Source organism: Oxalicibacterium sp. (assembly GCF_057353965.1).
This window is the reverse complement of sequence record NZ_JBMQZD010000001.1, coordinates 213,030-228,211: the sequence shown is the minus strand read 5'-3', so window position 1 is coordinate 228,211 and position 15,182 is coordinate 213,030. Positions and strand designations below refer to the sequence as shown.

The following is a 15,182-nucleotide window of genomic DNA, read 5'->3' as shown; positions in this document are numbered from 1 at the left end:
TAAATAACGAATAAGGTTCATCATGGCGGGGCAACTTAACCCTAACCTCCTTCTGGTCATTCCTCTGGCGCCGCTGGTCGGCTCGATGATCGCTGGCCTGTTTGGCACGAAATTCTTCGGCAACATGATCGGCCGCAAGGCGTCGCATTCGGTGACGATCCTCGGCGTGCTGATTTCCTTCCTGCTGTCTGCGTATACGTTCTCGCAGGTGCTGGATGGCGCGACGTTCAACGGCACTATCTACACGTGGATGACGGTCGCCGGCATGAAGCTGGAAATCGGCTTCCTGGTCGATACGCTGACGGCGATGATGATGTGCGTGGTGACTTTTGTGTCGCTGATGGTGCACATCTACACGATCGGCTACATGGAAGAGGACGAGGGTTACAACCGCTTCTTCTCGTACATCTCGCTGTTCACGTTCTCGATGCTGATGCTCGTCATGAGCAACAACTTCCTGCAACTGTTCTTCGGCTGGGAAGCAGTGGGCCTGGTTTCCTACCTGCTGATCGGTTTCTGGTACACGAAGCCGACTGCAATCTTCGCGAACATGAAGGCTTTCCTGGTCAACCGTGTCGGCGACTTCGGTTTCGTCCTCGGCATCGGCCTGCTGGTCGCTTACTCCGGCTCGCTGAACTACGGCGAAGTTTTCGCCAAGAAGGACGAGCTGGCTCTGCTGACGCTGCCGGGTACCGACTGGATGCTGCTGACGGTGGCCTGCATCTGCCTGTTCATCGGCGCGATGGGTAAATCTGCACAATTCCCGCTGCACGTCTGGCTGCCTGATTCGATGGAAGGCCCGACCCCGATTTCCGCACTGATCCACGCTGCAACGATGGTGACGGCTGGCATTTTCATGGTGTCACGCATGTCGCCGCTGTTCGAACTGTCGGATGCCGCCTTGTCGTTCGTGCTGGTAATCGGTGCGATCACGGCGCTGTTCATGGGCTTCCTGGGCATCATCCAGAACGACATCAAGCGCGTCGTTGCATATTCCACACTGTCGCAGCTCGGCTACATGACCGTTGCACTCGGTGCATCGGCCTACTCGGTTGCCGTGTTCCACCTGATGACGCACGCGTTCTTCAAGGCACTGCTGTTCCTTGGCGCAGGCTCGGTCATCATGGGCATGCATCACGATCAGGACATCCGCAACATGGGCGGCCTGCGCAAGTACATGCCGATCACCTGGATCACGTCGCTGCTGGGTTCGCTGGCGCTGATCGGTACGCCGTTCTTCGCAGGTTTTTACTCGAAAGACAGCATCATCGAAGCAGTCCATGCGACGCATCTGCCGGGTGCCGGTTTTGCCAACTTCGCCGTGCTGGCTGGCGTGTTCGTGACGGCTTTCTATTCGTTCCGCATGTATTTCCTGGTATTCCATGGCGAGGAACGTTTCGGCAAGGCGCATGCGCACGACGATCATCATGCACATGACGATCACGATGACCATGGTCATGACGAGCATCACGGTCTGGCTCCGGGACAGAAGCCGCACGAGTCGCCGTGGGTGGTGACGTTGCCGCTGATCCTGCTGGCAATTCCGTCGGTGATCATCGGTTACATCGCAATCGAGCCGATGTTGCACGGCAGCTTCTTCAACGGCGTGATCACGGTCGGCGAAAACCACGGTGCAATGGAAAGCCTGCACGAGGAATTCCACGGTGCGCTGGCGATGGCGCTGCATGGCTTCACTACGCTGCCGTTCTGGCTGGGTCTGGCCGGTGTCGTGTCTGCCTACTACTGCTACATGGTCAATCCGCGCGTTCCGGCATGGTTCTACAACAAGTTCCGCGCCATCCATACGCTGCTGGACAACAAGTACTACATGGACAAGTTCAACGAAGTGTTCTGGGCCAATGGCGCACGTCTGCTGGGCGGTGGCCTGTCGCGTGTCGGCGACCGTACATTGATCGATGGCTTGATCGTGAACGGCAGTGCGAAGGTGGTGGGCTGGTTCTCGCGGATCGTCCGCACGTTCCAGACCGGCTACATCTATCACTACGCGTTTGTCATGATTCTCGGCGTGCTGGGTTTCCTGATTTATTTCCTGCCGTTCCCATCGTTCGCCCAATAAGTTAGCGAAATAAGCAAAGAAAAATCATGATGCAGTCAACATTTCCTATCCTGAGCCTTTCGATCTGGTTGCCCATCGCGTTCGGTGTGCTTGTTCTGGTAATCGGCCGTGACGACAATCCATTCGTTGCGCGTGTCGTTTCTTTAATCGGCGCCATCGTCAGCTTCATCGCGACGCTGCCGCTGATCCAGAAGTTCGACAATGCTGCGCACGGCATGCAGTTCGTCGAAAGCCACAAATGGATCGAAATCTTCAACATCAACTACACGCTGGGCGTCGATGGTCTGTCGCTGTGGTTCGTTGTGCTGACTGCCTTCATCACGATTTTCGTCGTGATCGCCGCATGGGAAGTGATCGAGAAACGTGTTGCCCAATACATGGGTGCCTTCCTAATCCTGTCCGGTCTGATGATCGGTGTGTTCTGCGCGCTGGACGGTCTACTGTTCTACGTATTCTTTGAATCGACGCTGATCCCGATGTTCATCATCATCGGTGTCTGGGGTGGTCCGAATCGCGTCTACGCATCGATCAAGTTTTTCCTGTACACCTTCCTCGGCTCGCTGCTGATGCTGATTGCCTTGCTGTACCTGTACTTCAAATCGGGCAACAGCTTTGACATCCTGGCATGGCATGTGCTGCCGCTGTCGCTGAATGCGCAGATCCTGATCTTCCTGGCTTTCTTCATGGCCTTTGCGGTCAAGGTGCCGATGTGGCCGGTCCACACGTGGCTGCCGGATGCCCACGTCGAAGCGCCGACCGGCGGTTCCGTCGTGCTGGCTGCGATCATGCTGAAACTGGGTGCTTACGGTTTCCTGCGTTTCTCGCTGCCGATCACGCCTGATGCCAGCCACTACCTGTCCGGCTTCATCATCACGCTGTCGCTGATTGCCGTGATCTACATCGGTCTGGTGGCATTGGTTCAGTCCGACATGAAGAAACTGGTTGCGTATTCGTCGATTGCGCACATGGGCTTCGTTACGCTGGGCTTCTTCATGTTCAACGACATGGCAGTGCAGGGCGGTATCGTGCAGATGATTTCGCACGGTTTCGTTTCCGGCGCAATGTTCCTGTGCATCGGCGTACTGTACGACCGCATGCATTCGCGCCAGATCGCCGACTACGGTGGCGTCGTCAACACGATGCCGAAATTCGCGGCTTTCTTCATCCTGTTCTCGATGGGTAACGCAGGCCTGCCGGCAACTTCCGGCTTCATCGGCGAATTCATGGTGATTCTGGGCGCTGTCCAGTACAACTTCTGGATCGGTCTGCTGGCAGCAACGGCACTGATTCTGGGCGCAGCCTATTCGCTGTGGCTGGCCAAGCGCGTCATCTTCGGTGAAGTCGCCAACAAGCACGTCGCTGAATTGACCGATCTCAGCAAGCGTGAATTCCTGATGCTTGCTCTGCTGGCTATCGCGGTGCTGGGCATGGGCTTGTATCCGGCTCCGTTCACCGATGCGATGCAGACTTCCGTGACCGACCTGCTCAAGCACGTCGCGATTTCGAAAATCAATTAACGCGCGGCCACGCCACTGAACGCACCAACATTGCGACACCATGAATAATCTGAATTTGACACCGGTCCTTCCCGAAATCTTCCTGGCATGCGCCATCATGGCGATTCTGCTGGTCGATCTGTTCCTGACGGATGCCAAGCGCAACGTGACCTATGCGCTGTCGTTGATCGCGCTCGCCGTATGCGGCGTGCTCTCGTTCTGCGATTTCAGCAGCGGTGCCACGGCATACGCATTCGGCGGCATGTTCGTTTCCGATCCAATGGCAAACCTGATGAAGGTTTGTTCGTATATTGCCGTCGGTTTGACGCTGGTCTATTCGCGCCAATATGCGACCGATCGCCAAATGGTGAGCGGCCAGCAGGGCGGCGAGTTCTACCTGCTGTCGCTGTTCTCGTTGCTGGGTCAGATGGTGATGATTTCGGCCAACAACTTCCTGATCATCTACCTCGGCCTCGAAATGATGTCGCTGTCGCTGTATGCGCTGGTGGCGATGCGTCGCAATCATGCGACCTCGACCGAAGCGGCAATGAAGTACTTTGTACTGGGTGCACTGGCTTCCGGTTTCCTGCTGTACGGCATTTCGATGCTGTATGGCGCGACCGGCACGCTGGATCTGCTGGAGGTGGCACGTGCCATCGCCACCGGTGCGATCAACAAGCCGGTGCTGGTGTTCGGTCTGGTGTTCATCGTTGCCGGCTTGGCATTCAAGCTAGGCGCCGTGCCGTTCCACATGTGGGTGCCTGACGTCTATCAAGGCGCGCCGACTGCCGTCACGCTGCTGCTGGGCGGTGCGCCGAAGCTGGCGACTTTCGTGATCGCGATCCGCCTGCTGGTCGAAGGCCTGTCGGCGCTGTCGGTCGATTGGCAGCAAATGCTGACGATCCTGGCCGTGCTGTCGATGGCTATCGGTAACATCACGGCAATCGTGCAGACCAACATCAAGCGCATGCTGGCGTATTCGACGATTTCGCAGATGGGCTTCATCCTGCTGGGCCTGCTGTCCGGCATCGTGCCTGGTGCGGATGGCTCGTCGACCAACGGCTATGGCTCTGCAATGTTCTACGCGATCACCTACGTGCTGACTACGCTGGGCGTGTTCGGCGTCATCATGCTGTTGTCGCGTGCCGGTTTCGAAGCGGAAAACATCGACGATTTCAAAGGCCTGAACCAACGCAGCCCGTGGTTTGCCTTGGTCATGCTGCTGATGATGTTCTCGCTGGCAGGCGTGCCGCCGGTCGTCGGCTTCTATGCGAAGCTGTCGGTTCTGCAGGCCGTGTTGAGCACCGGCCAGATCTGGCTGGCAATCATTGCCGTCATGTTCTCGCTGATCGGCGCCTACTACTATCTGCGCGTCGTCAAGGTCATGTACTTTGATGAGCCGGCCGATACGACGGTCATCGCGGCAAGCGTGGACGTGCGTGCGGCATTGAGCGTCAACGGTGTCGCCGTGCTGGCCCTTGGCCTGCTGCCTGGCCCGCTGATGGCTGCCTGCGCATCGGCAATCGTCAAGACGCTGGCTTCCTGACGGTCGCGCCGGTGGATGTTTCGCTGGCTAGCTGGTTTGTGATTCTGTTGGCGCTGTTCAGCGCCAACCTTCCTTTCTTCAATGAGCGGCTGTTTGCCATCATTCCTGTCCCGATGGCAGTCAAGCCGGTCTGGCTGCGCCTGATCGAGTTGCTGCTGCTCTATTGTTTCGTCGGCCTGATTGCCCGTTTGCTGGAAGCGCAGATGGGCAACGTTTTTCCGCAGGGCTGGGAATTTTACGCGGTGACCGCTTGTCTGTTCTTGGTGCTGGCCTATCCGGGCTTCGTCATGCGTTACATGCGACGTCGTCGGCGCTGACGTGGCCTTTCACCTGACGGAGTGCGTATGGACGATCACCTGAAAGAAATCCGCGTCGATGGCGCGCTGGCCTATGACGGCTCCTTTCTGAAAGTGCAGAAGGACGTCGTTCGGCTGCCGAACGATAGCCAGGCAACGCGCGAATACATCCGTCATCCGGGTGCGGTCGTCATCCTGCCGGTGTTCGATGACGGCACCATTCTGCTGGAGCGCCAGTTCCGTTATCCGCTGGAGCGGGTGTTCATCGAATTCCCGGCAGGGAAAATCGATCCGGGCGAGGCATCGCTAGCTTGTGCCAAGCGCGAATTGCTGGAGGAAACCGGCTATACGGCGCGCGACTGGCAGTTCGTCTGCACGATCCACAATGCTATTGCCTATTCCGACGAGCATCTCGATTTGTTCCTTGCGCGCGGATTGACGGCGGGCGAGCGCAAGCTGGACGATGAAGAGTTTCTCGATGTTTTCAGTACAAAACAGGAAGAGTTGATGGCATGGGTTCGCGAAGGGCAAATTACCGACGTCAAGACCATTATCGGTGCCTTCTGGCTGGAAAAGATTCTGGGCGGTGCCTGGAAGCCCTGAGGGCTGTCTCACGAATTCCGCAGTCAATAAAAAAGCCGCATCAGCGGCTTTTTTATTGCGCGATCACATGTTCGGATAGTTCGGACCGCCGCCGCCTTCCGGTGTGACCCAGACGATGTTCTGCGTAGGGTCCTTGATATCGCAGGTCTTGCAGTGCACGCAGTTCTGCGCGTTGATCTGCAATTTGTCCTGGCCCGCATCGTCCTTGATGAATTCGTAGACTGCAGCAGGGCAGTAGCGTGCTTCCGGTCCCGCATATTCCGCAAGGTTCACCCGCACTGGCACGTCCGGATTCTTCAACGTCAGATGGATGGGCTGGTTCTCGGCATGGTTGGTGTTCGACAGGAAGACCGACGACAAGCGGTCGAAGGTCAGCTTGTTGTCCGGCTTTGGATAGACGATGGGCTGGAAGGCAGAGGCAGGACGCAGGCAGGCGTGGTCGGCATGCGTATTGCGCAGCGTCCACGGCGCCTTGCCGCGGAAGACGATCTGGTCGATGCCGAACATCAGCGTGCCGAGATAGAGGCCCTTGCTCATCCATGGCTTGAAGTTGCGTGCCACATGCAGTTCTTCGTGCAGCCACGACTGTTCGAAGGCAACGGGATAATCCGTCAACTCGTCTTGCTGGCGGCCATTGGCCAGCGCGGTAAAGGCAGCGTCGGCCGCCATCATGCCGCTCTTCAGTGCAGCATGGCTGCCCTTGATGCGGCTGGCGTTCAGGAAGCCGGCTTCGCAGCCGATCAGTGCGCCACCGGGGAAGATCAGCTTCGGCAGCGATTGCAGGCCGCCGGCAGTGATGGCGCGTGCGCCGTAGGAAATACGCTTGCCGTTCTCGAAGAAGCGGCGAATTTCCGGATGCGTCTTGTAGCGCTGGAATTCCTCGAACGGCGACAGATAAGGATTTTCGTAGCCGAGGCCGATGACGTAGCCGACCGCGACCTGATTGTTTTCCATGTGATACAGGAAGGAACCGCCGTAGGTATCGCTGGCCAGCGGCCAGCCGGCGGTATGGATGACGAGGCCGGGCTGGTGCAGCGCCGGATCGATTTCCCACAGCTCCTTGATGCCGATCGCATAGGTTTGCGGCGCCTTGCCGTCGGCAAGGTTGAATTTCTCCATCAGCTGGCGGCCGAGATGGCCGCGCGCGCCTTCGGCGAACAGCGTGTATTTCGCATGCAGTTCCATGCCGAGTTGGAAGGCATCGGTCGGCTGGCCGTTGCGGCCGACGCCCATGTTGCCGGTGGCGACGCCTTTCACCGAGCCATCGTCGTTGTACAGAATTTCCGCAGCTGGAAAGCCGGGGAAGATTTCAATACCCAGCGCTTCGGCCTGCTGTCCCAGCCAGCGCACGACGTTGGCGAGCGAGACGATGTAGTTGCCATGATTCTGCAGGCAGGACGGCAGCATGAAGTTGGGCGTGCGCAGCGCCTTTTCCTTGCCGAGAAAGAGAAAACGGTCTTCGGTGACTGGAGTGTTCAGCGGCGCACCGCGTTCTTTCCAGTCGGGGAACAGTTCTGCCATTGCGAGCGGATCCATCACCGCGCCGGACAGGATGTGCGCGCCGAGTTCGCCGCCTTTTTCCAGTACGCAGACGGAGACTTCCTGTTCCTTTTCGGCGGCAAGCTGCTTGAGACGGATGGCGGCAGCCAGGCCGGCCGGACCGCCGCCGACGATGACGACGTCATATTCCATCGTGTCGCGGGGACCGTATTGTTCGAGCAGGCTGGAGTCGGAAGTGGAAGTCATGGTTCGAGAGTGCCGGACGATGCGGCGATAGTGTTCAGGTCAGGCAGGATTGTCCATCGATTTGCCGCTCGGGCAAAGAGGAAATGCTTTTATTGCGGTGCTTTCGTGTAATCATAACGCTTCCGGCATCGATTTCGCCGGTGCGCGTCGATAATCGGGGGTATTTGTGGGCATTGAAGTCAATTTCGAAGGCAAGGTGGCGCTGGTAACCGGCGCTTCCAGTGGGCTGGGTGCGCGTTTCGCGAAAGTATTGGCGATGGGGGGCGCACAGGTCGTATTGGCATCCCGTCGCGTCGAGCGGTTGAAGGAATTGCGCGCGGAAATCGAAGCCGAAGGTGGCGCGGCACATGTCGTCGCGCTGGATGTGACCGATTACGCCAGCATCAAGTCCGCGATCGCGCATGCAGAGACGGAAGCGGGGCCGGTCGACATTCTCGTCAACAATGCCGGCGTCTCGATGAATCGCCGGTTGACCGATGTCACGCCGGACGATTATGCCTACGTGATGGACACTAACCAGCGCGGTGCCTTCTTCGTCGCACAGGAGACAGCTAAACGCATGATCGCCCGTTACAAGGGCGATCCGCGCAAGCAGCATCGCATCATCAACATCGCCTCGGTGGCAGGCCAGCGCACCGTGCCGGAACTCGGCCTGTACTGCATCAGCAAGGCTGCCGTCATCCAGATGACGAAATCGATGGCGGTGGAATGGGGGCGTTTCGGCATCAACGTCAATGCGATCTGCCCCGGTTATATCGGCACCGAAATGAACATGAACTATTTCAACAGCGAGCAGGGCCGCCAACTGATGGAAACATTGCCGCGCAAGCGCCTCGGCAAGCCGGAAGACCTGGACAGCCTGCTGCTGTTGCTGGCTGCCGAAGAATCGCATTTCATCAACGGCGCGATCATGAATGCCGATGACGGCATCAGCGCAACCTGATCAGCCATTGCAAAGAGAACGAACAAGAATGACGCAGCCACGCATCCGGACGGTGCAATGCCTGTCTCCTTCAGGATTGCACCGGATGGCTTACAAGGAATGGGGCGATCCGGAAAATCCGGCAACGCTGGTTTGCGTACATGGCCTGACACGCGTGTCGGACGATTTCGATGCGCTGGCCGCCGAGCTGTGCGGCACCTATCGCATTATTTGCCCGGACGTGGTCGGCCGCGGCCGTTCCGATCATCTGAGCGACCCGCTGGCGTATCAGGTGCCGCAGTATGTCGCTGACATGGTGACGCTGATTGCGCGTCTGAACGTCGAATCGGTGCACTGGATCGGCACGTCGATGGGCGGCCTGATCGGCATGTTGCTGGCGTCGCTGCCGGGATCGCCGATTCGCAAGCTGCTACTCAACGACATCGGCCCCACGCTGAACGTGCCGGCGCTGGCGCGCATTGGCGAATACATCGGTCAGCCGATCCGTTTTGCGACGCTGGAGCAGGGCGTCGAATACGTGCGGCAGGTTTCGCTGTCCTTCGGCCCGCATACCGATGCACAGTGGCGCAAGCTGGCGGCCGACGTGCTGAAACAGGATGCGGATGGTCAATGGATGTTCGGCTACGATCCGGCGCTTGGCGTCACGATGCGCGGCATGACGGAGCAAGACGTGCACCAGGCCGAAGCGCTGTTGTGGAACGCCTACGACACGATCGCCTGTCCGACACTGCTGTTGCGCGGTGCAGAATCGGATCTGCTGTCGCGCGAGACGGCGCAGGCGATGACGCAGCGCGGTCCGAAAGCCGCGTTGATCGAGATTCCCGGCGTCGGTCATGCACCGACCTTCGTTGATCCGGCACAGATCGCCATCGCACGCAAATTCCTGCTTGCATGATGGCTTTCTGTCCCCATATTGCCGATTATCATGAATATCACCCGCTTGCACATCGGCGACACGCTGTCCGAAATCGCCATCCATAACGGTACTGTCTATCTGGCCGGCCAGATTGCGGAAGACGTTTCGCAGGATATCCAGGGCCAGACGCGCGAAGTCCTTGGCCACATCGATCGCTTGCTGGCTGAAGCCGGCAGCGACAAGACGCGCATCCTGTCCTGCCAGATTTTCATTGCCGACGTTCGCGATTTCGATGGCATGAATGCTGCATGGAACGAATGGGTGCCGGCAGGGCATACGCCGCCGCGCGCCACCGTGGCAGTTACCTTTCCCGAGTCCAGGCGGCGGGTCGAAATCGTAGTGGTTGCCGCCGCCAATCCATCCGGGTATTGAATGGTTTCCCTCGCCACAGCGCAAAGCGATACGCGCGAATTGCTGCGCACGGGCCTGACCGAACAGGATGGCGCCCGTGTGTTGGACGCGCTCGCCTTCGTCGAACCGCTCTATCAGGGCAAGATCATTTCTTCGGCGCAAGAGAATCCCGAAAACGGTCAGGATGCTTTCGAATTTGTACAGGGCGTAGCTTGTCTGGTCGCGCAACTGGAGACGGATGCCGATACGCGGATCGCGGCTTTGCTGTTCGAACTGGCCGAACTTGATCCGGCAGCCGCAGAAAAGATTGCGGAACGGTTCGGCAAGGAAGTGGCCGATCTGGTGACCGGCATACGCCAGTTGATGCGGCTGCACGAATTGACCTTCGTGCAGCAGGCTTCGCGCGGCAAAAACGCTGCGCAGGAAGCCGCGGATCAGCTGGAAGTCTTGCGCAAGATGCTGCTGGCGATGGCGAGCGACATGCGCGCCGTGCTGGTGCGACTCGGCACGCGCGTGATCACATTGCGGCATTTCGCCGAGAAGAAACTGCAGAATGAACGTTCGCGCCAATATGCGCGCGAAACCTTCGACTTGTACACGCCGCTGGCAAACCGACTCGGCGTCTGGCAATTGAAGTGGGAATTGGAGGATTTGTCGTTCCGCTTCCTGGAGCCCGAATCCTATCGTCGCATTGCCTCGATGCTGGAAGAGAAGCGTGTCGAGCGCGAAGCCTTCGTCGAAAATTCGATCAAGCGCCTGCAGGCAGAGATGAAGGCTGCCAGCATCAAGGCCGATGTGTTCGGCCGGCCCAAACACATCTACAGCATCTGGAACAAGCTGCGCGGCAAGGCGATCGATTTTTCCGATCTGTACGACGTGCGCGCCTTCCGCGTGATCGTCGATGACGTGAAGACTTGCTACACGGTGCTGGGCATCGTGCACAACATCTGGACACCGCTGCCGGAAGAGTTCGACGATTACATCGCGCGCCCGAAGGCAAACGGTTATCAGTCGCTGCACACGGTCGTCATGGCGGAAGACGGCCGGCCGCTGGAAGTGCAGGTGCGCACGCACGACATGCATGATTTCGCCGAGTACGGCGTCGCGGCGCACTGGCGCTACAAGGAAGCCGGTACTTCCAATTTTTCGGCGCAGAAATACGATGAAAAGATCGCCTGGCTGCGCCAGCTGCTGGCATGGAAGAGCGAAGTCGTTGATGCTGTCGTCGCGCACGAGGATGTGCATCGCGACTGGGTCGAAAAACTCAAATCGGCCACGCTGGACGATCGCATCTACGTGTTGACGCCACAGGCGCGCGTGATCGAATTGCCGAACGGCGCCACACCGATCGACTTTGCCTATCACCTGCACAGCGACGTCGGCCATCGCTGCCGCGGCGCACGCGTCGACGGCGCGTTGGTGCCGCTGAACACGGTACTGAAAAACGGCCAGACCGTCGAGATCATCACCGCGAAGGGATTGAGCACGACCGGCGCGGTCGGCCCGTCGCGCGACTGGCTGTCGCCTGGATATGCTGCCAGTTCGCGTACACGCGCGAAGGTGCGTGCCTGGTTCAATGCGATCGATCAGCAGGAGACGCTGGCGAGCGGACGCAGCATGATCGAGAAGACGCTGCAGCGCGAAGGCAAGACGGCAGTCAATCTGGAAGAACTGGCGCACAAGCTCGGATTCGCCAAGCTCGATGATTTGTTCCTCGCTGTCGGCAAGGACGAGTTCAGCCTGCGCACGATCGAGCAAGCTTTGCATGGCGAAGATCCCGATGCGGCCAAGCAGATCGAATTGGACGAGAGCGCCATTGCACGCAAGAGCCGTGCGTCCAGCGTCACGCAGGGCGCGAAGTCGGGTGTGCTGGTGGTCGGCACCGATGGGTTGATGACGCAGTTGGCGCGCTGCTGCAAGCCGGCGCCGCCGGACCCTATCGTCGGTTTCGTCACGCGCGGCAAGGGTGTGTCCATCCATCGTGCCAACTGCCGCAATTTCGTCGAGATGCGGCAGCGCGCGCCGGAGCGCGTGATCCAGACTGCCTGGGGTAAATCCGAATCCGCAACTGTCTATCCCGTGGATATTTTCGTATTGGCCTCCGATCGCCAGGGGCTGCTGCGTGATATTTCCGATATTTTCCTGCGCGAAAAAATCAACGTGATCGGCGTCAGCACGCAAAGCATGAAAGGGCAGGCGCGCATGGCATTTACTGCGGAAATCAATTCGACAGCACAGTTGCAGAAAGCCCTGAACGTGATTCGCGAAGTCAACGGCGTGCTGGAAGCACGCCGTCATTGAGCGTTGCATGCGTGCACTTCCGCGCTAGGAATTTTTGCGGATTAAATGCAAATACCACTAGGCAAGTTTGAAAACAGTGGCTATAATTTCGCTTCTTTAGGCGCGTAGCTCAGCTGGTTAGAGCACTACCTTGACATGGTAGGGGTCGTTGGTTCGAGTCCAATCGTGCCTACCAACGAATAATTGGTAATCCCTGTAAGAGCGAGAAAGGCATCCCGGTTATGACACCGCGAACGAATACCTTAACGGTTTCCAAGCAATAGTCGGGTTATTTTTTCGTCGTCATCAAGAAAAAGAACGCGGCTGGCCCGCGTTTTTTTTCGTCTGCAGTTTTCTCTCAATCGATTTAGTCTAGCGTCAGCGCAACGCGCGCTGAAACGGAGAACATCATGATTCAAGTCCGCCTTCCGGATGGTTCGCAACGTCAATTCGATGCGCCTGTCACTGTCGCTCAGGTCGCCGCCAGCATCGGCGCCGGTCTCGCCAAAGCGGCACTGGCTGGCAAGGTCGACGGCAACGTCGTCGATACTTCGTATCTGATCGACAAGGATAGCGATCTGTCCATCATCACCGACAAGGATGCCGAAGGCGTCGATGTGATCCGCCATTCGACTGCGCACCTGCTGGCGTATGCGGTTAAGGAATTGTTCCCGGATGCGCAGGTGACGATCGGCCCGGTTATCGATAACGGCTTCTACTACGATTTTTCGTACAAGCGTCCATTCACGCCGGAAGACCTGCAGGCGATCGAAAAGAAGATGACCGAGCTGGCCAAGAAGGACGAGCCGGTCACGCGCAAGGTCCTGCCGCGCGACGAGGCCGTTGCCTATTTCAAGTCGATCGGCGAGCACTATAAAGCTGAAATCATTGCGTCGATTCCCGCAAATGAAGACGTCTCGTTGTACACCGAAGGCAAGTTCACCGACCTGTGCCGCGGCCCGCACGTGCCATCGACCGGCAAGCTGAAGGTGTTCAAGCTGATGAAGCTGGCCGGTGCCTACTGGCGTGGCGATTCGAAGAACGAAATGCTGCAGCGTATCTACGGTACCGCATGGGCGAAGAAGGAAGAGCAGGAAGCTTATCTGCACATGCTGGAAGAGGCCGAAAAGCGCGACCACCGCAAGCTGGGTCGCCAGCTTGATCTGTTCCATTTCCAGGACGAAGCGCCGGGTCTGATTTTCTGGCATCCGAAGGGTTGGGCGCTGTGGCAGCAGGTCGAGCAATACATGCGCCGTGTTTATCAGGACAACGGTTACCAGGAAGTGAAGGCGCCGCAGATTCTCGACCGCAGCCTGTGGGAAAAATCGGGGCACTGGGAGAACTACAAGGAAAACATGTTCACCACCGAGTCGGAGAATCGCGCCTATGCGCTGAAGCCGATGAACTGCCCGGGCCACCTGCAGATTTTCAATTCGGACCTACGTTCGTATCGTGAACTGCCGCTGCGCTACGGCGAATTCGGCCAATGCCACCGCAACGAGCCGTCCGGTTCGCTGCACGGCATGATGCGCGTGCGCGGCTTTACGCAGGACGACGGCCACATCTTCTGCACGGAAGATCAGATTCTGGACGAATGCGTTGCCTTTACGTCATTGTTGCAAAAGGTGTATCGTGATTTCGGCTTTACCGACGTGATTTACAAAGTGGCAACGCGCCCTGAGAAGCGTGTCGGCTCCGACGAATTGTGGGACAAGGCCGAACAGGCGCTGATCGCATCGCTCGACCGTTCCGGCCATCCGTACGAGATTTCGCCGGGAGAAGGCGCTTTCTACGGTCCGAAAATCGAATACACGCTGAAGGATGCGATCGGCCGCATGTGGCAGTGCGGCACGATCCAGGTCGATTTCTCGATGCCGTCGCGCCTGGGCGCTGAATATGTCGCGGAAGACAACACCAAGAAGGTGCCTGTCATGCTGCACCGCGCGATTCTCGGTTCGCTGGAGCGCTTCATCGGCATGTTGATTGAAAACTACGCTGGCGCGTTGCCGCTGTGGCTGGCGCCGGTGCAGATTGCCGTGCTGAACATTTCGGACGGTCAGGCCGAATACGCAAAGGATGTTGCACAAAACCTGAAAAAACAAGGGTTTAGGGTGCACCTGGATTTGCGTAACGAGAAAATTACCTATAAAATACGCGAGCATTCCGTTCAGAAGCTGCCGTACATCATCGTGATCGGCGACAAGGAGCGGGACGCGGGTACAGTGGCCGTGCGAGCGCGGGGCAATGTCGATCTGGGCGCGATGCCTGTCGACCAGTTGGTGGATCGCCTCAAGACCGAGGTGGAAACCAAAGCCTGAAGGGGAAACCCACAGCGCAGGAGCACGGCTTAATTATTTGATTTTTAAAGGAAACTGCAATAGCTACTGACAAGTCGCATCGTATCAACGGTGAAATCACGGCGCAGGAGTTGCGTCTGTCCGGTGTCCAGAACGAGCCGCTCGGTATCGTGAGCCTGGCAGAGGCTTTCCGCCTCGCGGAAGAAGCGAATGTGGATTTGGTGGAAATTGCGCCGACTGCGCAGCCGCCGGTCGCCCGCCTGATGGATTACGGCAAGTTCAAGTATCAGGAACAGAAGAAGGCGCACGAGGCCAAGCTGAAGCAGAAGGTCATCCAGGTCAAGGAAGTGAAATTCCGCCCGGGTACCGATGATGGCGATTACAACATCAAGCTGCGTAACCTGACGAAGTTCCTGGAAGAAGGCGACAAGACGAAGATCACGTTGCGCTTCCGCGGCCGTGAAATGGCGCACCAGGACATCGGCATGCGGATGCTGGAGCGTTTGAAAGCCGATCTGGAACCGTATGGCCAGGTCGAGCAGTTTCCGAAGATGGAAGGCCGCCAGATGATCATGGTTCTGGCGCCGAAGAAGAAAAAATAAGATTCACCGGTTTGCCGTTTCGGCGGCAG

At 58.1% G+C, this 15,182-nt stretch carries 12 protein-coding genes and 1 tRNA gene; 12 read left to right on the top strand and 1 reads right to left on the bottom strand.

The window, feature by feature from the left end; translation table 11 throughout:
* The first annotated feature begins 22 nt into the window (after positions 1-22).
* Genes nuoL through ACO1VH_RS01090 form a run of 5 tightly spaced genes read left to right on the top strand, consistent with a single transcriptional unit; the run spans position 23 to position 6,018 of the window.
* Positions 23-2,077 (top strand): NADH-quinone oxidoreductase subunit L, encoded by a 2,055-nt coding sequence (nuoL, locus tag ACO1VH_RS01110; RefSeq protein ID WP_486241769.1) that lies wholly within the window; start codon positions 23-25, stop codon positions 2,075-2,077.
* 26 nt (positions 2,078-2,103) lie between these two features.
* Positions 2,104-3,594: an NADH-quinone oxidoreductase subunit M gene (locus ACO1VH_RS01105; protein ID WP_486241767.1), complete on the top strand. Its 1,491-nt coding sequence runs from the start codon at positions 2,104-2,106 to the stop codon at positions 3,592-3,594.
* Between the two features lie 40 nt (positions 3,595-3,634).
* On the top strand, positions 3,635-5,119 hold the full coding sequence (gene nuoN, locus ACO1VH_RS01100; protein ID WP_486241765.1) for an NADH-quinone oxidoreductase subunit NuoN: 1,485 nt from the start codon (positions 3,635-3,637) through the stop codon (positions 5,117-5,119).
* Between the two features lie 11 nt (positions 5,120-5,130).
* The gene (locus ACO1VH_RS01095; RefSeq protein ID WP_486241763.1) at positions 5,131-5,436 is read left to right on the top strand and encodes a DUF2818 family protein; all 306 of its coding nucleotides are present in this window, start codon (positions 5,131-5,133) and stop codon (positions 5,434-5,436) included.
* 27 nt (positions 5,437-5,463) lie between these two features.
* A complete protein-coding gene (locus ACO1VH_RS01090; protein ID WP_486241761.1) occupies positions 5,464-6,018 on the top strand; it encodes an NUDIX domain-containing protein in 555 nt (184 codons plus the stop codon).
* Between the two features lie 63 nt (positions 6,019-6,081).
* Here the strand turns inward: ACO1VH_RS01090 and ACO1VH_RS01085 are convergent, their stop codons facing one another.
* Positions 6,082-7,764 (bottom strand): electron transfer flavoprotein-ubiquinone oxidoreductase, encoded by a 1,683-nt coding sequence (locus ACO1VH_RS01085; protein WP_486241759.1) that lies wholly within the window; start codon positions 7,762-7,764, stop codon positions 6,082-6,084.
* A 166-nt stretch (positions 7,765-7,930) separates the two neighbouring features.
* Between ACO1VH_RS01085 and ACO1VH_RS01080 the strand changes: the two genes are divergently transcribed.
* From ACO1VH_RS01080 to infC, 7 genes are all read left to right on the top strand, one after another.
* Positions 7,931-8,707: an SDR family oxidoreductase gene (locus tag ACO1VH_RS01080; protein ID WP_486241758.1), complete on the top strand. Its 777-nt coding sequence runs from the start codon at positions 7,931-7,933 to the stop codon at positions 8,705-8,707.
* Positions 8,708-8,735: 28 nt separating this feature from the next.
* A complete protein-coding gene (locus ACO1VH_RS01075; RefSeq protein WP_486241756.1) occupies positions 8,736-9,602 on the top strand; it encodes an alpha/beta fold hydrolase in 867 nt (288 codons plus the stop codon).
* A gap of 30 nt (positions 9,603-9,632) precedes the next feature.
* Complete coding sequence (locus ACO1VH_RS01070; protein WP_486241754.1) at positions 9,633-9,995, top strand: RidA family protein; 363 nt, start codon at positions 9,633-9,635, stop codon at positions 9,993-9,995.
* Positions 9,996-12,275: a RelA/SpoT family protein gene (locus tag ACO1VH_RS01065; RefSeq protein WP_486241752.1), complete on the top strand. Its 2,280-nt coding sequence runs from the start codon at positions 9,996-9,998 to the stop codon at positions 12,273-12,275.
* Positions 12,276-12,373: 98 nt separating this feature from the next.
* Positions 12,374-12,450: transfer RNA gene (locus ACO1VH_RS01060), tRNA-Val, on the top strand.
* A gap of 214 nt (positions 12,451-12,664) precedes the next feature.
* Entirely contained in the window at positions 12,665-14,572 is a 1,908-nt protein-coding gene (gene thrS, locus ACO1VH_RS01055; RefSeq protein WP_486241750.1) for a threonine--tRNA ligase, read from the top strand.
* Between the two features lie 59 nt (positions 14,573-14,631).
* Positions 14,632-15,153 carry a translation initiation factor IF-3 gene (infC, locus tag ACO1VH_RS01050; protein ID WP_486242806.1) on the top strand — a complete coding sequence of 174 codons (522 nt, stop codon included), beginning with the start codon at positions 14,632-14,634 and terminating at the stop codon, positions 15,151-15,153.
* The last annotated feature ends 29 nt before the right edge of the window (positions 15,154-15,182 follow it).